At 72.9% G+C, this 18,312-nt stretch carries 15 protein-coding genes; 8 read left to right on the forward strand and 7 right to left on the reverse strand.

Annotation, left to right across the window (positions count from 1 at the left end; genetic code table 11):
- The first annotated feature begins 67 nt into the window (after window positions 1-67).
- The 5 genes from C0216_RS04215 to C0216_RS04235 all read left to right on the forward strand — a co-directional run bounded on the left by C0216_RS04215 (window position 68) and on the right by C0216_RS04235 (window position 5,785).
- Complete coding sequence (locus C0216_RS04215; protein WP_114053949.1) at window positions 68-829, forward strand: isoprenyl transferase; 762 nt, start codon at window positions 68-70, stop codon at window positions 827-829.
- 328 nt (window positions 830-1,157) lie between these two features.
- Complete coding sequence (locus C0216_RS04220) at window positions 1,158-2,474, forward strand: PhoH family protein (RefSeq protein ID WP_114053950.1); 1,317 nt, start codon at window positions 1,158-1,160, stop codon at window positions 2,472-2,474.
- 415 nt (window positions 2,475-2,889) lie between these two features.
- Complete coding sequence (locus C0216_RS04225; RefSeq protein ID WP_246042319.1) at window positions 2,890-3,588, forward strand: transglycosylase SLT domain-containing protein; 699 nt, start codon at window positions 2,890-2,892, stop codon at window positions 3,586-3,588.
- A 117-nt stretch (window positions 3,589-3,705) separates the two neighbouring features.
- The gene (locus C0216_RS04230; RefSeq protein WP_114053952.1) at window positions 3,706-5,082 is read left to right on the forward strand and encodes an AI-2E family transporter; all 1,377 of its coding nucleotides are present in this window, start codon (window positions 3,706-3,708) and stop codon (window positions 5,080-5,082) included.
- Window positions 5,066-5,785 (forward strand): hypothetical protein, encoded by a 720-nt coding sequence (locus C0216_RS04235; protein ID WP_114053953.1) that lies wholly within the window; start codon window positions 5,066-5,068, stop codon window positions 5,783-5,785. The genes C0216_RS04230 and C0216_RS04235 overlap by 17 nt, the downstream gene beginning before the upstream one ends.
- 83 nt (window positions 5,786-5,868) lie before the next feature.
- On the opposite strand, the gene C0216_RS04240 is transcribed toward C0216_RS04235, so the two are convergent.
- Both C0216_RS04240 and C0216_RS04245 read right to left on the reverse strand, forming a co-directional pair.
- A complete protein-coding gene (locus C0216_RS04240; RefSeq protein WP_114053954.1) occupies window positions 5,869-6,405 on the reverse strand; it encodes an alkyl hydroperoxide reductase in 537 nt (178 codons plus the stop codon).
- Between the two features lie 3 nt (window positions 6,406-6,408).
- Complete coding sequence (locus tag C0216_RS04245; protein WP_114053955.1) at window positions 6,409-6,963, reverse strand: peroxiredoxin; 555 nt, start codon at window positions 6,961-6,963, stop codon at window positions 6,409-6,411.
- A gap of 135 nt (window positions 6,964-7,098) precedes the next feature.
- Between C0216_RS04245 and C0216_RS04250 the strand changes: the two genes are divergently transcribed.
- Both C0216_RS04250 and C0216_RS04255 read left to right on the forward strand, forming a co-directional pair.
- Window positions 7,099-8,046 (forward strand): hydrogen peroxide-inducible genes activator, encoded by a 948-nt coding sequence (locus tag C0216_RS04250; RefSeq protein ID WP_114053956.1) that lies wholly within the window; start codon window positions 7,099-7,101, stop codon window positions 8,044-8,046.
- 153 nt (window positions 8,047-8,199) lie between these two features.
- On the forward strand, window positions 8,200-9,702 hold the full coding sequence (locus C0216_RS04255) for a DUF2079 domain-containing protein (protein WP_114053957.1): 1,503 nt from the start codon (window positions 8,200-8,202) through the stop codon (window positions 9,700-9,702).
- Window positions 9,703-9,709: 7 nt separating this feature from the next.
- Here the strand turns inward: C0216_RS04255 and C0216_RS04260 are convergent, their stop codons facing one another.
- Both C0216_RS04260 and C0216_RS04265 read right to left on the reverse strand, forming a co-directional pair.
- On the reverse strand, window positions 9,710-9,973 hold the full coding sequence (locus tag C0216_RS04260) for a hypothetical protein (RefSeq protein WP_114053958.1): 264 nt from the start codon (window positions 9,971-9,973) through the stop codon (window positions 9,710-9,712).
- Complete coding sequence (locus C0216_RS04265) at window positions 9,970-10,878, reverse strand: SPFH domain-containing protein (protein WP_114053959.1); 909 nt, start codon at window positions 10,876-10,878, stop codon at window positions 9,970-9,972. Before C0216_RS04265 ends, C0216_RS04260 begins: the two co-directional genes overlap by 4 nt.
- 232 nt (window positions 10,879-11,110) lie before the next feature.
- Between C0216_RS04265 and C0216_RS04270 the strand changes: the two genes are divergently transcribed.
- Window positions 11,111-13,375, forward strand: a complete 2,265-nt coding sequence (locus tag C0216_RS04270; RefSeq protein ID WP_114053960.1) for a transglycosylase domain-containing protein — start codon at window positions 11,111-11,113, stop codon at window positions 13,373-13,375.
- Window positions 13,376-13,463: 88 nt separating this feature from the next.
- Here the strand turns inward: C0216_RS04270 and C0216_RS04275 are convergent, their stop codons facing one another.
- The 3 genes from C0216_RS04275 to C0216_RS04285 all read right to left on the reverse strand — a co-directional run bounded on the left by C0216_RS04275 (window position 13,464) and on the right by C0216_RS04285 (window position 18,265).
- Window positions 13,464-15,443: a SpoIIE family protein phosphatase gene (locus tag C0216_RS04275; protein ID WP_428985477.1), complete on the reverse strand. Its 1,980-nt coding sequence runs from the start codon at window positions 15,441-15,443 to the stop codon at window positions 13,464-13,466.
- 577 nt (window positions 15,444-16,020) lie between these two features.
- Window positions 16,021-16,719 carry a cytidylyl-2-hydroxypropylphosphonate hydrolase gene (fomD, locus tag C0216_RS04280; protein WP_114053962.1) on the reverse strand — a complete coding sequence of 233 codons (699 nt, stop codon included), beginning with the start codon at window positions 16,717-16,719 and terminating at the stop codon, window positions 16,021-16,023.
- Window positions 16,720-16,831: 112 nt separating this feature from the next.
- The gene (locus C0216_RS04285) at window positions 16,832-18,265 is read right to left on the reverse strand and encodes a class II fumarate hydratase (RefSeq protein ID WP_114053963.1); all 1,434 of its coding nucleotides are present in this window, start codon (window positions 18,263-18,265) and stop codon (window positions 16,832-16,834) included.
- Window positions 18,266-18,312: the final 47 nt, after the last annotated feature.

Here is an 18,312-nt window from a genome sequence, read left to right on the forward strand (position 1 = left end):
TAATGTGGCGGCCCGGGGGAGGGACCGCATTTCGCACGGGGGCACTGCACGGAGGGGCTGGAAGATCGTGAAGCTGCGCGACCTGGTGTACAGGCTGTACGCACGCCGGGTGGAAGGCCGCCTCGACCATGCCGCGTCGCCCAAGCACATCGGCGTGATCCTGGACGGCAACAGGCGCTGGGCGAAGGCGTCCGGCGGCACGACGGAGCAGGGCCACCAGGCGGGGGCCGACAAGATCTCCGAAATGCTCGGCTGGTGCACCGAGACCGACGTCGAGGTCGTCACCCTGTGGATGCTCTCCACGGACAACCTCGACCGGCCGGAGGTCGAGCTCCGCCCGCTCCTCCAGATCATCGAGAACACCGTCCTCGGCCTCGCCGCCGACGGCCGGTGGCGCGTCCACCACGTCGGCAACCTCGACATCCTCCCCGCGCAGACCCAGTCCGTGCTCAAGGAGGCCGAGCAGGCCACCCGCGACATCGACGGGATACTGGTCAACGTCGCCGTAGGCTACGGCGGCCGCCAGGAGATCACCGACGCCGTCCGCTCGCTGCTCCTGGAGCACGCCGAGAAGGGCACCACCATCGCGGAGCTCGCCGAGGTCCTCGACGTCGACCACATCGCCGAGCACCTCTACACCCGCGGCCAGCCCGACCCCGACCTCGTCATCCGCACCAGCGGCGAGCAGCGCCTGTCCGGATTCATGCTGTGGCAGAGCGCCCACTCCGAGTACTACTTCTGCGAGGTCTTCTGGCCGGCCTTCCGCAAGGTCGACTTCCTGCGCGCGCTGCGCGACTACGCAGCCCGCCACCGCCGCTACGGGGTCTGAGGCCGGGGGCTCCTGACGCCCCCTTACGCCCCCCTGCGCCCCCGCCGTCCGCCGCGAGGCTTTCACCTGGGGTTCACCGAGCGTCCGTCATATGCCAAGGCATGGCCGAGGCGGTTCGGGGAATACCCCTTTCAGGTCGACGCCCGATCCACGGGTGTCGAGTCTCAGCGGACGGCACGGGGTCGTCCGCCCGGGAGGCCCTTTGCACCAGGACGCGCGTGCGGCTCGCACGGACGGAACGGGAGGGCCGGAATTCGGCCCTCGCAGGGGTGCCGACGACCGGTCCGGTCTTCATGGCCCGACCTCTTCCGAGGGGGTACGTCCTTCCGTGGTGACCAGCACAAAGCGCCGCCTGCCCGACAGGCGGACCTACGTCCTCGACACCAGCGTCCTGCTGGCGGACCCCAACGCGGTCACGCGATTCGACGAGCACGAGGTCGTGCTCCCGATCGTCGTGATCACCGAGCTGGAGGCCAAGCGCCACCATCCGGAGCTCGGCTACTTCGCCCGCCAGGCCCTGCGCCTGCTGGACGACTTCCGCGTCCGCAACGGCCGCCTCGACGCCCCCCTCCCCGTCGGAGAGCTGGGCGGCACGCTGCGCGTCGAACTCAACCACTCCGACCCCGGCGTCCTCCCGGCCGGCTTCCGGCTGGGGGACAACGACTCGCGGATCCTCGCGGTCGCCCGGAACCTCCAGGCCGAGGGCTACGACGTCACGGTCGTCTCGAAGGACCTCCCGCTGCGCATCAAGGCCTCCTCCGTGGGGCTGCTCGCCGAGGAGTACCGCGCCGAGCTCGCCATCACCGACGGCGGCTGGACCGGCATGAGCGAGCTCGCCCTCTCCGGCGAACAGGTCGACCTCCTCTACTCCGAAGAGCGCCTGTACGTCCCCGAGGCCGCCGAACTGCCCGTGCACACCGGGCTCATCCTCCAGTCCGAGCGCGGCAAGGCGCTCGGCCGCATCACCGCCGACGGCAGCGTCCGCCTCGTGCGCGGCGACCGGGAGGCCTTCGGGCTGCACGGCCGCAGCGCCGAGCAGCGCGTCGCCCTCGACCTGCTGCTCGACCCCGAGGTCGGCATCATCTCCATGGGCGGCCGCGCCGGCACCGGCAAGTCGGCGCTGGCGCTGTGCGCGGGCCTGGAGGCGGTGCTGGAGCGCCGCCAGCACCGGAAGGTGATGGTCTTCCGGCCGCTGTACGCGGTCGGCGGGCAGGAACTCGGATACCTGCCCGGCGACCAGTCCGAGAAGATGAGCCCCTGGGCGCAGGCGGTCTTCGACACCCTCTCGGCGGTGGCCGGGCGGGAGGTCATCGAGGAGGTGCTGAACCGCGGGATGCTGGAGGTCCTGCCGCTCACGCACATCCGCGGCCGCTCCCTGCACGACGCGTTCGTCATCGTGGACGAGGCGCAGTCCCTCGAACGGAACGTGCTGCTGACCGTTCTGTCCCGGATCGGGGCCAACTCGCGGGTCGTCCTCACCCACGACGTGGCGCAGCGGGACAACCTGCGGGTCGGCCGGTACGACGGAGTCGTCGCCGTCGTCGAGAAACTGAAGGGCCATCCGCTCTTCGCGCACGTCACGCTCACCCGCTCGGAGCGCTCCCCGATCGCCGCCCTCGTCACGGAGATGCTGGAGACCCTGTAAGACACCGCGGGGCAAAACACCCATAGCGGCTGGCGGAGTTGGCGCCGCCCGGCAAAGGCACAGGAGCCTAGCCGGGCGGCGCCCCGCTGCACAGCCCTTCGTACGAAACAGCAGCGGTACGGCAGGTGTGACCTTTCCCACGCAACGCGGAATTGCCTTGCGGCGTCGGGGTCCGGCAGAGTCTGTTTTCCGTCAGGCCCCGCATACGGCACAGCCGTACCTCCTGTGAGGTGCGCGCGCAGCACCACAACTCCACAGTCGTTCCGCCGTATGCCGCCCGAGCATCACGCGGCAGCCCCCGCAGGGGAGTTGCCCACGGGTCCGCGCCTCCAGTGACCGAAGCTCCACGGAGGCCAGCGTCAAGGGGCACTCTTGCGCCCGCCCGGTCACGCGGACGCTGCTGGAAGGACATCGTGTGAGCCGGATCTCGGTCCGGGGGTTCGCAGTGGCCTCGGCCACCGCGGTCACCACCGTCGGCGCCGTCGTGGGCGTCGCCGCAGGCGACCCCGCCTCGAACGATCTCGAGACCACCGCGTCCGGGGCGACGCTCCTCACCGACATCCCGGTCGGCGAGCAGGCCCAGATCCAGAGCGGATCCCTGGCGCAGCAGGCCGACTCCCTCGCCCAGGGCGCCGACGCCGACGCCCGCCGCTCCGCCGAGGAGGCCGCCCGCCTCCAGGCAGCCGAGGACGCCAAGGCGAAGAAGGCCGAGGCGCAGAAGGCCGCGGACGAGAAGGCGAAGAAGGAGCGCGAGGAGAAGGAGCAGGCCGCGAGCCGCTCCGCGACCCGCAGCGCCTCGGACTTCGCACCGCAGAGCTCCTACACCGTGGCGCAGGTCAAGGAGATCGCCCGGCAGATCGTCCCGGCCGGCCAGTTCCAGTGCTTCTCCAACATCATCAACCAGGAGTCCACCTGGAACTACAAGGCCGTGAACCCGTCCTCGGGTGCCTACGGCCTGGTCCAGGCGCTCCCGGGGTCGAAGATGTCCTCGGTCGCCGACGACTGGCGCACCAACCCGGCCACCCAGATCCAGTGGGGCCTCAACTACATGAACGGCCGCTACGGCAGCCCCTGCGCGGCCTGGACCTTCCACCAGGCCAACGGCTGGTACTAGAGCCCGCAGCAGGGCGCGTACGCCCGGACCCCGGGGAGCCCCGCACCGTCCAACGGTGCGGGGCTCCCGCGTGTACGGTCGTTCGAGGCGTGTCCGAGGACGGGGGAGAGGAACGACATGGCGAAGAGGCCAGGCTGGCTGGGCCGGCTCGGGAGCAGACTGAGCCGGATGGAGGCGCGGCTCGAAGCGCGGCGCGCGTCCGTGGAGGCCGAGACCGCCGGTGTCGAGACGGTCGCCGCCCCCGCCCCTGCCGCCGCCCCCGCCGTGCCGCCCGCGCCCGCCGCCGTGCCGGACGCTCCCGCCGCTCACTGCGGCCACCCGGTCCGCCCCGGCCCGGACGGGCGGCCCCACCCCGCGGCGGTGATCCCGTGGGGGATGCGGGTCGCCGCCGAGGTGAGCTGGCGGCTGCTGCTGCTCGCCGGGATGCTGTGGGTGCTGATGAAGGTGATCAGCGAAGTCCGGCTGGTCGTCCTCGCGTTCGCCGCGGCCCTGCTCGTCACCGCGCTCCTCCAGCCGTTCGTCGTCCGGCTGCGCCGGCTCGGCCTGCCGCGCGGCCTCGCGACGTCGGTCACCGCGGTCCTGGGCTTCGTCGTCATCGGGCTCGTCGGCTGGTTCGTGGTCTGGCAGGTCATGGAGAACCTGGACGACCTCTCGGACCGGGTCCGCGACGGCATCGACGAGCTCAAACTCTGGGCGCTGGACAGTCCGTTCCACGTGACCGAGAAGCAGATCAACGACATTGCCAAGAACCTCAGCGAGACCATCGGCACCAACACCGAGCAGATCACCTCCGCCGGCCTCCAGGGCGTCACCGTCCTGGTGGAGGTGCTGACCGGGATCCTCCTCGCGATGTTCTCGACGCTGTTCCTGCTCTACGACGGCGGCCGGATCTGGACCTGGTCCCTGGGCCTGGTCCCGGCGGCCGCCCGCCCCGGCGTGGCCGGAGCCGGACCGCGCGCCTGGCGGACGCTGACCGCTTACGTGCGGGGCACGGTCCTCGTCGCGCTCATCGACGCCATCTTCATCGGCCTGGGCCTCTACGTCCTGAAGGTGCCGATGGCGGTGCCGCTCGCGGTGTTCATCTTCCTCTTCGCCTTCATCCCGCTCGTCGGCGCGGTCGTCTCCGGGGCGCTCGCGGTCGTCGTGGCCCTGGTGACGCAGGGCCCGGTCACCGCCCTGCTGGTGCTGGCCGTGGTGCTGGCCGTCCAGCAGATCGAGGGGCACGTCCTCCAGCCGTTCATCCTGGGCCGGGCCGTACGGGTCCACCCGCTCGCGGTGGTGCTGTCGGTGGCGGCGGGCGGCATGGTCGCCGGGATCGGCGGGGCGGTCGTCGCGGTCCCGCTGGTCGCGGTCACCAACACGGTCGTCGGCTACCTGAAGGCGTACTCGCGCGAGCAGCACCTGCTCGCGGCCGCCGCGATCGGCCCGGGGCCGCAGGGGGCGACGGCAGCGGAGCAGGCCGCCCCGGAGGCCGGCAGTGATCAGCGAGCCTGAGCTCGAAGGCGAGTGGGGCGCGGACCGGCCGGCCGGGCAGGCGGGGCGGCCCGCGCAGGCCCCGCCGGAGGAGGGCGACCGGGCTGCCGTACGCCGTCCGCGCGGGCCGTGGGCGTGGGCGCTGGCCGGGGCCGTGCTCGCGTCGGCGGGGTGGGCGGCCGTGCCGGAGCTGCGCGACCGCTACGCCACGACGCCCCGCATCGCGTACCGGCACGCGGAGAACCTGTGCCGGGAGACGGGCCTGGACACGCTGGTGAAGGCGACCGCGCCCGTGATGACCCGCCACCCCAGCCACCGGGAGGGCCCGGCCGTGGACTGGGCGCACTGCGAGTACTTCACGGAGTGGGAGGAGGGCGGCACCTCGTACCAGATGCAGGTCCTGGTCGAACTGCACAAGAAGGCGGACCCGGCGGTCGAGTTCGGCCAGGGCAGCGGCCTGTTCCCGGAGGCGCTGTCGGCGGCGGCGGCCGCGGAGGCGGCCGAGGTGCCGGGGCTCGGGGAACGGGCGCTGATGGTGGAGGCGCCCGCGTTCATCAGCGGGCCGAGGCTCCGGGTCCTCGACGGCGGGGCGGTGTTCACGCTGTCCGTGACCTGGCTGGGGGACGTCGACAAGAGAGGCGGCACACCCGGGCCCGACGAGGACGCCGTCAAGGCCGCGATGATTGAGGACATGCGCGCCCTGATGGGCGGCCTGCGGAAGTAGCTCCCGAACGCCAGGGGCCCCGCAGCCGGCGGACGGCTGCGGGGCCCCTCTCCCTGCACGGGTCTCCCTGCGCGGGGCGGCTGCTACTCGGCGGCGAGGGCGGCCTCCGCGTCGAGGGTGACCGCGACGGCCTGGATCACCGAGGCGATCTTGAAGGCCTCCTGGATCGTCTCGCGGTCGACGCCGGCCTTGCGCAGCACCTGCTCGTGCGAGTCGAGGCACTGGCCGCAGCCGTTGATCGCGGAGACCGCGAGCGACCACAGCTCGAAGTCGACCTTCTCCACGCCCGGGTTGCCGATGACGTTCATCCGCAGGCCGGCCCGCAGCGTGCCGTACTCCGGGTCGGAGAGCAGGTGGCGGGTGCGGTAGAAGACGTTGTTCATCGCCATGACGGCCGCGGCCGACTTGGCGGCCGTGTACGCCTCGGGCGACAGGGCGGCCTTCGCCTCCGGCTCCAGTTCACGCAGGACGCGCGGGGAGCGGGCGGCGATGGCGCAGGACAGGACCGTGCCCCACAGCTGCTGCTGCGGAAGGCCGCTGTTGCCGATGACCGAGCCCAGGTTGAGCTTCAGGTCCTTGGCGAAGTCCGGTATCGAGGCCTTCAGGGAGTCGAGGGACATCCGTCACTCACCGGCCAGGAGGGCGCCCGCGTCGAGGGTGTCCTCGCCCTTGGTCCAGTTGCAGGGGCACAGCTCGTCCGTCTGCAGGGCGTCGAGGACCCGCAGGACCTCCTTGGGGTTACGGCCGACGGAGCCGGCGGTCACCATGGAGAACTGGATCTCGTTGTTCTGGTCGACGATGAAGACGGCGCGCTGCGCGAAGCCGTCCGCACCCTGCACGCCGCAGGCCTGCATCAGCTCGTGCTTGGAGTCGGCCAGCATCGGGAAGGGCAGGTCGCGCAGGTCGGCGTGGTCCTTGCGCCAGGCGTGGTGGACGAACTCGGAGTCGCCGGAGACGCCGAGGACCTGGGCGTCGCGGTCGGCGAACTCGTCGTTCAGCTTGCCGAAGGCGGCGATCTCGGTCGGGCAGACGAAGGTGAAGTCCTTCGGCCAGAAGAACACCACGCGCCACTTGCCCTCGTAGGTCTTGTGGTCGATCTGCGCGAACTCCTTGCCGGCCTCGAGCGAGACGCAGGCGGTCAGATCGTAGGTGGGGAACTTGTCACCGACAGTGAGCACGTGCTCTCCTTGCAGCAGGAAAAACGCCCTTTCTGGGCGTCTTCCGAGGGGGTTGGACGTATCTCACATGCTGACACAGCTGCATTGATTGCAGAAATAGCTAGTCTTGTGCCGGGTGATCGGAGGTACCTATCAGTGGCGGTCAGTAATAAGGGGACCAAGCAGGCGACGCTCGCGCAGCTGCGCGCCTTCGCCGCCGTCGCCGAGCACCTGCACTTCCGCGACGCGGCCGCCGCCATCGGCATGAGCCAGCCCGCCCTCTCCGGCGCCGTCTCCGCGCTGGAGGAGGCCCTCGGCGTCCAGCTCCTGGAGCGCACCACCCGCAAGGTGCTCCTCTCCCCGGCCGGCGAGCGCATCGCCGCCCGCGCCCGCTCCGTCCTCGACGCCATGGGCGAGCTCCTGGAGGAGGCCGAGGCCGTACGCGCCCCCTTCACCGGGACCCTGCGCCTCGGCGTGATCCCCACCGTCGCCCCCTACCTGCTGCCGACCGTCCTGTCGCTGTTCCACCGGCGCTACCCCCGCATGGACCTCCAGGTCCACGAGGAGCAGACCTCCTCCCTCCTCGACGGCCTGGCCGCCGGCCGCCTGGACCTGCTGCTGCTCGCCGTCCCGCTGGGCGTCCCCGGCGTCACCGAACTGCCCCTCTTCGACGAGGACTTCGTCCTCCTCGCCCCCCGCGAGCACCCCCTCGCCGGGCGCCGCGACATCCCCCGCGAGGAGCTGCGCGGCCTCCAGCTGCTCCTGCTGGACGAGGGCCACTGCCTGCGCGACCAGGCCCTCGACATCTGCCGCGAGGCCGGGCGGACCGACGGGGCCGACGTCACCACGACCGCCGCCGGGCTCTCCACCCTCGTACAACTGGTCGCCGGGGGACTGGGCGTCACCCTGTTGCCGCGCACCGCGCTGCGCCTGGAGACCGCCCGCAACGAGCACCTGGCCACCGGCTGCTTCGCCGAGCCGGCCCCCTCCCGGCGGATCGCCCTCGCGATGCGGACCGGCACGGCCCGCCAGGAGGAGTTCCGGGCCGTCGCCGCCGCCCTGCGCGAGGCGGTCCGCCCGCTGCCGGTCTGGCCCGCCGAATAGGGGGTGCTGCTCCGGCCGCTAGCCGGCGCGGGGGAGAGCGTGCGGCCATTCGTGGGGACCCCGCGCGGCGGGCGCGGCGGCTCGGCCGCGGCCCGCGGGCCGGCTGGCACGTTGAGGGGCACCGGTCCGGTCCTGCTCCCCGAAAGGCGCGCCATGCACGCACCCCCCGCAGACACCGCCGCGCTCCCGCCGCAGCAGTCCGGTACGCCGGACCGGGCGGGCCCGCAGCCCGCCGGAGGCCCGCCGGCCGCCGGCCGGGGCGGGCCCCCGCCGCTGTGGATGTGGGCCCTCGTCTCGGGGCTCTTCCTCGCCTACGCCACGCTCTCGCTGCGCACCCACGAGCGGCTGCTGTCCCACAGCTTCGACCTGGCGATCTTCGAGCAGGCCGTCCGCTCGTACGCGGAGGGCCGCCTGCCGGTCTCCGAGGTCAAGGGACCCGGCTTCCCCGTCCTCGGCGACCACTTCTCCCCGGTCCTCGCCCTGCTGGCCCCCGCCTACCTGCTGTTCCCGTCGGCGCGGACGCTGCTCGTCGCGCAGGCCGCCCTGGTCGCGGCGAGTGTCCTGCCGCTCGCGCTGTGGGCGCGGCGGGTGCTCGGCGGCGCGGCGGCCGCCGTCGTCGGCCTGGCCTACGGGCTGTCCTGGGGCGTCGCGAACGCGGTCGGCTTCGACTTCCACGAATGGGCCTTCGCCGTCCCGCTCCTGGCGTGCTCGCTGGCGGCCCTCGGCCAGGACCGGCTGCGCGCCGCCGCGCTGTGGGCGCTGCCGCTGCTGCTGGTGAAGGAGGACATGGGCGCCACGGTCGCCGCCATCGGCCTGCTGATCGCCTGGCGCGGCGGGCCGGGCCGGCGGCGGCTCGGGCTCGCCACCGCCGCCGCGGGCGCGGCCTGGACCCTGCTCGCCGTGCTCGTCGTCCTGCCCGCCCTCAACCCGCGCGGGGAGTACTTCTACGCCGGGTTCCTCGGCGGATCCGACGGCGCGGGCGGCGGCTTCGCGGCGCTGCTGTACAAGGCGACGCTCGGGCTCGCCACCCCCGGGGAGAAGGCGGTGACGCTGGTGCTGCTCCTCGCCCCGACCCTCTTCCTCGCCCTGCGCTCGCCGCTGCTGCTGGTCGCGGTGCCGACGCTGCTGTGGCGGGGCCTGTCGGACTACGCGCCGCACTGGGGCACCGGCTACCACTACTCCCTCACGGCGATGCCGGTCGTCTTCGCGGCGTTCGTCCACGCCCTGGAGCGGCGCGGCACGGCCGGCGCGGGCCTGCACCGGGCCCTGGCCGGCGCGGCGGGCGTCTGCCTGCTGCTGCTCCCCGGGTCCTCGCTGGGCAGGCTGGCCGATCCGGACATGTGGCGGGCCGACCCGCGGATCGCGGCCGCCCACCGGATGATGGCGCGGATCCCCGACGGCGCGCGGGTCCAGGCCTCCGACGGGCTCGTGCCACACCTGGCGAACCGGACGAGCGTCAGCCTGTACGGGTGGCCGGCCGGCCGGCCCGACCCGGAGTGGATCCTGGTGGACACCCAGGTCGCGCCGCACCTGCGCTGGCCGCTGAGCGCCCGCGACGAAGCCCTCGCGCTCGCCCGGGACCGGGCTGCGGGCTACCGGACGGCGGCCCGGGAGCAGGGCTTCGTCCTGCTGGGCCGCACTCCCCGTACGGGCTGACGGCAGGTCAGGGGCCGGGGGAGGAGCGGGGCGGCCGGCCGCGCGGCGGGATGGGGGCGGCGCTGCCCGGCAGCCGCCCCGTCTCGGCCAGGGCGCGCCGCAGCAGGAACTCGATCTGCGCGTTGGCGCTGCGCAGTTCCTCGCCCGCCCAGCGGGCGAGGGCCTCGTACACCTGGGGGTCGAGGCGCAGCAGCACCTGCTTGCGGGCGGCGCGGCCGGCTGCCGCCCGCTGCCCGGCCGCCCGCTCCCCGCCGCGCCCGGCGCCGCTCACTGGTAGAGCGTCCCCGTGTTCACGATGGGCTGGGCCGCGCGGTCGCCGCAGAGCACCACCATCAGGTTCGAGACCATGGCGGCCTTGCGCTCGGGGTCCAGTTCCACGATGTCCTCCTCCGTCAGGCGGTTCAGGGCCAGCTCGACCATGCCCACGGCGCCCTCGACGATCTGCTTGCGGGCCGCGACGACCGCGCCGGCCTGCTGGCGCTGGAGCATCGCCGAGGCGATCTCCGGAGCGTACGCGAGGTGGGTGAAGCGGGACTCGACGATGTGCACGCCGGCCGCCTCGACCCGGTTGTGCAGTTCGGCGGCGAGCTTCTCGGTGATCTCCTCGGCGTTGCCGCGCAGGGAGAGGCCGCCCTCGTCGTGGGCGTCGTAGGGGTACTCGATCGCGATGTGCCGGACGGCCGCCTCGGTCTGCGTCTCCACGAACTCGGTGAAGTCGTCCACCTCGAAGACGGCGCGCGCGGTGTCCTCGACCCGCCAGACGACGACCGCGGCCAGTTCGATGGGGTTGCCGTAGGCGTCGTTGACCTTCAGGACGGCCGTCTCGTGGTTGCGCACGCGGGTGGAGATCTTCTTCCGCGAGGTCAGCGGGTTCACCCAGCGCAGGCCGTCGGTGCGGACGGTGCCGCGGTAGCGGCCGAAGAGCTGGACCACGCGGGCCTCGCCCGGGGCCACCGTGTTCAGCCCGCACATCGCCAGCACGGCCAGCAGTACCAGGATGATCCCCCCTGCCACCAGGGCCGGTTGGGCGGTGGTCCCGTCCCCCTCCGCCCCGAGGGCGATGAGGCAGACGCCGCCCGCGACCCCCGCCAGGCCCGCCAGCAGGGCCAGCCCGCCGCCGACGCTGCGCGCCGGGAACTCGCGGATGCCGGTCCCGGCCTCTGTGGTCTTTGTCATGGTATGCCCCGTTCGCTTCGGTGGCGGCCCCCCGTGGGCCTAGCAAAGTGATATCACTTTTTGCGGTTTCCGCAACCCTGGGCGGCCGGTGCGCGTCGGTTCCCTTGATGTGGGTGCTGATTCTCACGTCCGAATTGACCGAAATTGGTCAGGCTTGGCAAACCTTTGTCACAACCTCCGGTGTTAGCTTTCAGAGCTGACGTCGGGGGGGAATTCGAGCGGAGCGGGAGCGATGGGCCGAGCAGATGCGCGTAGGGCGCAGCAGCAGCGCAGCGCGCGGCGGTCGCCGCGCGGGCGCGCGGACGGAAAGGGGCGCGCCGGCAAGCGGACCGGTATACGCCGCTTCTTCACCTGGAAGAAGGTCCTCGGGACCTTCTTCGGGTTGATGCTGCTGGGCATGGCAGCGCTCGTCGGCCTCTACTTCTACGTGGAGGAGCCCGACCCCAACGCCGAGGCGACCCTCCAGAGCAACACCTACAAGTACGCCGACGGCACCGTCATGGCCCGCGAGGGCAAGATGAACCGCGAGATCGTCACCCTCGACAAGGTGCCCGAGGAGGTCCAGAACGCCTTCATCGCCATCGAGAACAAGTCCTTCTACCAGGACCGGGGCGTCGACTTCATGGGCGTCGCCCGAGGCCTGTTCAACACGGTCACCGGCCGCGGCAAGGCAGGCGGCTCGACGATCACCCAGCAGTACGTCAAGAACTTCTACCTGACGCAGGACCAGACGCCGACGCGCAAGGTGAAGGAGCTGGTGATCTCCCTCAAGGTCGACCAGCGCATGGAGAAGCCGGACATCCTCGCCGGCTACCTGAACACCAGCTACTTCGGCCGCGGCGCGTACGGCATCCAGGCCGCCTCCCGGGCCTACTACGGCGTCGACTCCAGCAAGCTCACCCTGGAGCAGGGCGCCTACCTGGCGGCCCTCCTCCAGGCCCCCAGCGACTACGACTGGGCCACCGCGAGCGAGCGCGGCAAGAAGCTCGTCATGATCCGCTTCAACGGCGTCCTCGACAACATGGTCGAGATGGGCGCGCTGGACCAGGCCAAGCGCGAGACCCTGAAGTTCCAGGAGCCGATCAAGCCCAAGCCCGCCCCCGGCCTCGAAGGCCAGAAGGGCTACCTGAAGCAGGCCGCGGACGCCGAACTGCGCCGCCAGACCAACATGAGCGCGGCCGAACTCCAGGCCGGCGGCTGGGAGATCGTCCTCAACATCGACCCCAAGAAGCAGGCCGCACTGGAGAAGGCCGTCGACGACGAGCTGGAGTCCAAGCTCAACCGCAAGGACCGCCCCGTCGACGCCTCCGTCCAGGCCGGCGCCACCTCCGTCGACCCCAAGACCGGCGCCATCGTCGCCATGTACGGCGGCACCGGCATGGCCGACCACTGGGCGAGCAACGCGCTGCGCACCGACTACCAGCCGGGCTCGACGTTCAAGCCGGTCGTGCTGGCGTCCGCCCTGGAGACCAAGGCCGTCACCCAGGACAAGAAGCCGATCACCCCGAACGCGCTCTACGACGGCACCAGCAAGCGCCCCGTCGTCGGCAGCAAGATCCCGTTCAACCCGCAGAACCAGGACAACAAGAACTACGGCGACCCGATGATGACGGTGCAGGAGGCCACCAACTACTCGGTGAACTCCGTCTACGCCCAGATGATCGTCGACGTGAAGCCGCAGAACGCGAAGAAGACCGCGATCCAGCTCGGCATGAAGGACCGCGAGGGCTGGCCCGAGGACAAGCCGGCCATGTCGCTCGGCACGATGAGCGCCAACACCGTCGAGATGGCCGCCGTCTACGCCACCCTCGACAACCACGGCAAGAGGGTCACCCCCTCGATCATCAAGAGCGCCAAGCACAGCATCCGCGAGTTCCAGAAGGTCGAGGCCGTCGGCAGCCAGGCGATCACCCGCGAGACCGCCGACACCGTGACCAAGGTCCTCACCGGCGTCGTCAACGACGGCTCCGGCAAGGCCGTCAAGAGCTCCGCGTACGAGGCCGCCGGCAAGACCGGTACCACCGAGTCCAACGTGTCCGCCTGGTTCACCGCGTACACCCCCGAACTCGTCACCGTCGTCGCGATGTTCGGCGAGGAGCCGGGCACCGGCAAGCAGGTCACCCTCACCGGTACCGCGGGCGGCGGCCGCGCCGGCGGCTCCAGCTTCCCCGCCGACATCTGGAAGGCGTACACGCTGGCCGCCCTCAAGGGCGTGAACACCGCGAAGTTCGACCTCTCCGAGGCGGAGATGGGCGCCGTCCAGACCCCGTCCCGCAGCAGCTCCCCGTCGAACTCGCCCAGCTCGACGAGCCCCTCGCCGAGCGGCAGCCCGCTCTCGCCGAGCCCCGACCCGAGCAAGCTCTCGCCGAGCCCCGACCCGAGCAAGAGCTCCGGCAAGCCGGACCCGACCAAGAGCGGCTCGATCAAGCCGGACCCGACGAAGAGCTCGGCCAGCCCGCCCGTCCTGCCGCCCTTCCAACAGCAGGACCAGCCGTGAACGACCGCCGCCCCGCAGCACTGATGCTGCGGGGCGGCGGTCTTTCCGCGGCCGTCTCCGCACGGCGGTCCTGCGGCGGCGGCCGGCGTCAGCGGCGGTCGCGCCCGGCGGGCAGCGACAGCTCGAACCAGACCACCTTGCCGCTGCTCAGCCGGGTCGCACCCCAGCGGCGGGCCATCCGGTTCACCAGGAACAGGCCGCGGCCGCCCTCGTCGGTCTCCCGGGCGCGGCGCTGCCGCGGCAGCTGCGGGGAGTCGTCGCCGACCTCGCAGCGCAGCACGTCCGTCCGCAGCAGGCGCAGCGTGACGGGCCGCTCCGCGTAGCGGACCGCGTTGGTGACGACCTCGCTGACGAGGAGCTCCACCGAGTCCTCCAGCTCCTCCAGCCCCCAGCGGGTCAGTGCGCGCCGCGCGAAGCGGCGGGCCCGCCCGGGCGCGGTCTCCTCCGGGTCGAGGAACCAGTACGCGACATCGCTCGGCGCGATCCCGTCGAAGCGGGCGGCGAGCAGCGCGATGTCGTCGTCCCGGTCGCCGGGGCCGAGCATGTCGAGGACGTCGTCGCAGAGGGCCTCCAGCGGCGGCGGGTGGTCCAGGCCCGTCAGCTGCGCGGTGGTGGCCAGGCGCTCCCGGAGCTGGTCGATGCCCGTCCACACGTCCCGCAGCCGGGACTCCACCAGCCCGTCGGTGTACAGCAGCAGGGTCGCCCCGGCGGGCGCGTCCAGCTCGACGGCCTCGAAGTCGACGCCGCCGACGCCGATGGGCGCACCCGGCGGCACCCGCAGCACCTCGGCCCGGCCGCCCAGGTGCAGCAGCACCGGCGGCGGGTGGCCGGCGTTGGCGATGGTGATGCGGTGCGAGACCGGGTCGTAGACGGCGTACAGGCAGGTGGCCATGCGGTCGGAGCCGAGCCGCTGCGCCTGTTCGTCCAGGTGGTGCAGCACCTCGGCCGGCGGCAGGTCGAGCTGGGCCAGCGTCTGCGCGGTGGTCCGCAGCTGGCCCATGATGGCCGCGGACGTCATGGAGTGCCCCATGACGTCGCCGACGACGAGCGCGACGCGGCTGCCGGGCAGGGGTATGGCGTCGTACCAGTCGCCGCCGACCCGGGCGGTCTCCGCGGCCGGCAGGTAGCGGGAGGCGAGCCTGACGCCCGTCGGCTGGGGCAGGCTGTCCGGGAGCATGGTGCGCTGCAGCTCGTCGGCGATGTAGGCCTCGCGGCCGTACAGCACGGCCTTGTCGATGCCGAGGGCGGTGTGCGTGGCGAGCTGGGCGGCGACCAGCAGGTCGTTCTGCTCGAACGCGGGGCGCTCCGGGCTGCGCAGGAACACGGCCGCGCCGATGACCCGGCGCCGGCCGCGCAGCGGGGCCAGGATGGCCCGCCGGCCGCGCGGGACGGGATGCCCGGCGCCCAGCAGCTCCGGCAGGGCGTCCTGGGCGCCCGCGGAGGAGCCGAACACCGGGCGGACGCCGCGGAGGACCTCGGCGAGCGCCCCGCCGGGCATGATCTCGCAGAGCTCGGCGGCGGGCAGGTCCCCCTGCGGGCCGAGCAGCGGCAGCTGGCTGAAGTCGAGTTCGCCGGCGCCCCCCGCGGCCCCGGCACCCTCGGCTCCGGTCAGGTCGTCGATCGGCCGGAGGCGGTCGGTGCGGCGCAGCCTTAAAACGACCGGGCCGACGGGCCGCTCGTCGCCGACCGGGAGCGGGTCGCGCAGGTAGACGAGGATGGCGTCGGAGAACGTCGGGACGGTGGCCCGGCACAGGCCGAGCACGATCTCGTCGAGGTCGATGCCGCGGGCGATCCGGCGCGTCGCGGCTCCCACGAAGCGCAGCCGGTCGCCCTCGCGGCGGGCCGGCGACGCGCCCTCGGCGGCGGCCGGGTCGGCGCCCGCTTCCGCGCCGGAGGCGTCGCCGTCGGCGTCGGCGGCGTCGGCGGTGTCGGCGGTGGCCTCCGGCAGGGGGCCGCAGGCGTCGTCGGGACCGGGCGGCCGAGCCTGCGGACCGGCGGGATCGGCGGGTGCGGCCGCGGCTGCTTCCGGGGCCGGGCCGGCGGCGGCGTCGGGCGCGGCGGCCGGCAGGGCGGATGCGGCCGCCGCGGAGGCGTTGCGGGCGGCGGCGCCGTCGCGGGTGCGGCGCTGGCGCGGCACGTCGGGGCCGATGCCCCCGTCCGCGTGGGCACGGACCGGGCCGGCGCCGGAAGCCCCCGTGTCGCGTACGCCCTCGGCGGCCGGGGCCGGAGCCTTCCCGTGGCCGAGCTCGTCCGCGCAGCCGCCGCCGGACGCGCCGCGGCCCCGCCCGTCCGCGGCTCCGCCGGCCCCGGCGGGCAGGCTTGGGCCGCCCTGGGCCGGTGTCGCGGCGGCCGCGGCAGGCTGCGGGCCCTCCTGCGAGGTGGGGTACTCCGTCACGCGTGGCATTCCGTCCGTCTGCGCTCGATGTGCGCTGCACTCAACTCGGTCAGTCGCGGTATACCCGCTCAGCGGCGGGGGCACCACCGCCCCGCGGTTCCGCGTCCCGCTCGTTACCTCTCTCCGCGTTGACCTCCCGTCAAGTGCCGCGTACTGCGCGTGATTTGCGGCCGGGCGGCAGGGGTGCGGCGCGCAGGGGACCTTGCGGAGGGAGATATTACGGTTCAACCCCGGGGGCGCATCAAGGGTCTCATGAGGTCATATGCGCCGGGGTGCGGTCCCAGTCCCCGGGCAGGGCCGGAACCGTCCATGCCGGATCGGGGCGCCAGTCCTCCCACCCGTCCGAGAACGGCGACCCCCACGCCTTGACGGCCTCCAGCGCGGCCCGGCCGGCCTCCTGCACGCGGCGGGCCTGCTCCGGGCCCATCAGGCCCGCCCGCTGCGCCTGGGCGAACTCGTCCTCGTCGCGCCACGTCCAGGTGCGGTCGGGGTAGACGGAGATGTCGAGGAAGTGGTCGACGGAGTCGACGCCGCCCGACCAGCGCGACCGGGGCTCCTCCAGGTTCACGTACCAGCTCCTGAACCGCCAGCCCGGCTCCCAGAAGAGCCACACCGACCACGGGTCGGCGGGCCGGGCCAGCTTCAGCACGCCGGTGCCGAACCAGCGGGAGCGCACCGTGGTGCGCGGCGCCGTGTAGCGCGTCGCGAGCGGCTCCTCGTGGACGGGGGTGCCGTCGGCCAGGACCGGCTTGACGCACTCGGTGCCGGGCGCCATCCACACCGCCAGCAGCTCGTCGGTGTCCTCGACCACGGTGACCGGGCGGCAGATGTGGACCGCGCCCGCCAGGCCGCCGGGCGCGTGGTCGCGGTAGCGCCAGAGGACCTGCTCGCCCCGCCCCCACCGGACGCCCTGAGCCTCGCCGCCCCCGCGGCCTGCGGTACCTGTCATGCGCAGATACTAGGGCTGGGGCGGCCGCGGCCGCTGCGGTGCAGGTCACGGAGGGGTTCGCGGGCGGGAAACGACCGGATCCGGTCCCTGCGCCGTCCCCGGCGGGGCGGTGTCAGGGCCGGGTCATGCGCAGGACGTCGAGGGCCTCGTCGAGCTGCTCCAGGGTCAGGTCGCCGCGGTCGACGTAGCCGGACTCCAGGACCACCTCCCTGATCGTCTTCCGCTCCGCGAGCGCCCGCTTGGCGACCCGGGCGGCCTCCTCGTAGCCGATGTGGCGGTTGAGGGGGGTGACCACGGAGGGGGAGGACTCGGCGTACTCCCTGGCCCGTGCCGTGTTGGCGGTGATGCCGTCCACGGTGCGGTCGGCGAGGAGGCGGCTGCCGGAGCCGAGGAGCCGGATCGACTCCAGCAGGTTCCGGGCCATCACCGGGAGCATCACGTTGAGCTCGAAGTTGCCCGCCGCGCCGGCGACGGCGACCGCGGTGTCGTTCCCCGTCACCTGCGCCGCGATCATCAGGACGGCCTCCGGGACCACCGGATTGACCTTCCCCGGCATGATGGAGGAGCCCGGCTGCAGGTCCGGGAGGTTGATTTCGGCCAATCCCGTGCGCGGGCCGGAGGCCATCCAGCGCAGGTCGTTGCAGACCTTGGTCAGGGACACCGCGATCGTGCGGAGCACGCCGGAGGCCTCCACCAGCGCGTCGCGCGCCCCCTGGGCCTCGAAGTGGTTGCGGGCCTCCGTCAGCGGCAGCCCGGTCGCCGCGGCGACCTCGGCGATCACGGCCTCCGAGAAGCCGGCCGGGGTGTTGATGCCGGTGCCCACCGCGGTGCCGCCGAGCGGCAGTTCGGCCAGCCGGGGCAGCGCCGACTCCAGCCGCTCGATGCCGAGGCGCACCTGGGCGGCGTACCCGCCGAACTCCTGGCCCAGGGTGACCGGGGTGGCGTCCATCAGGTGCGTGCGGCCGGCCTTGACGACCTCGGCGAACTCGGCCGCCTTGCGTTCCAGTGCCAGTTCGAGGTGGCGCAGCGCCGGGATCAGCTCCCGGGTGACGGCGGCCGTCGCCGCGATGTGGATGGACGAGGGGAACACGTCGTTGGAGCTCTGCGAGGCGTTGACGTGGTCGTTGGGGTGCACGTCCCGGCCGAGGCGCTCGGTCGCGAGGGTGGCGATGACCTCGTTGGCGTTCATGTTGGACGAGGTGCCCGACCCGGTCTGGAAGACGTCCACCGGGAAGTGGTCGTCCCAGCGGCCCTCGGCGACCTCGGCGGCGGCCGCGGTGATCGCCTCGGCGACGTCGTCCGCGATGACGCCGAGGTCCGCGTTGACCTTGGCGGCGGCCGCCTTGATGCGGGCGAGGGCCTCGATGTGGGCGCGCTCCAGGCGCTGGCCGGAGAGGGGGAAGTTCTCCACCGCCCGCTGGGTCTGGGCCCGCCACTTGGCGTGCGCGGGGACCCTGACCTCGCCCATGGAGTCGCGCTCGATGCGGTGGGTGCCGGTACCGGTACCGGTGCCGGCACCGGCGTCCTGCTGGTGTCCGTCCGTCATGTTCGTTGCCTCCTTGCAAAGTTGAGCAATCGTCATGTCCGACGTGT

It is taken from the genome of Streptomyces globosus, assembly GCF_003325375.1.
GTDB lineage: Bacteria > Actinomycetota > Actinomycetes > Streptomycetales > Streptomycetaceae > Streptomyces > Streptomyces globosus_A.

What these genes read in the sequence shown, in the direction of transcription:
- fomD (WP_114053962.1), bottom strand. Translation starts at nt 16,719, where the DNA reads ATGACAGGTACCGCAGGCCGCGGGGGCGGCGAGGCTCAGGGCGTCCGG.
- C0216_RS04265 (WP_114053959.1), bottom strand. Translation starts at nt 10,878, where the DNA reads ATGACAAAGACCACAGAGGCCGGGACCGGCATCCGCGAGTTCCCGGCG.
- C0216_RS04270 (WP_114053960.1), top strand. Translation starts at nt 11,111, where the DNA reads ATGGGCCGAGCAGATGCGCGTAGGGCGCAGCAGCAGCGCAGCGCGCGG.
- C0216_RS04230 (WP_114053952.1), top strand. Translation starts at nt 3,706, where the DNA reads ATGGCGAAGAGGCCAGGCTGGCTGGGCCGGCTCGGGAGCAGACTGAGC.
- C0216_RS04255 (WP_114053957.1), top strand. Translation starts at nt 8,200, where the DNA reads ATGCACGCACCCCCCGCAGACACCGCCGCGCTCCCGCCGCAGCAGTCC.
- C0216_RS04240 (WP_114053954.1), bottom strand. Translation starts at nt 6,405, where the DNA reads ATGTCCCTCGACTCCCTGAAGGCCTCGATACCGGACTTCGCCAAGGAC.
- C0216_RS04285 (WP_114053963.1), bottom strand. Translation starts at nt 18,265, where the DNA reads ATGACGGACGGACACCAGCAGGACGCCGGTGCCGGCACCGGTACCGGT.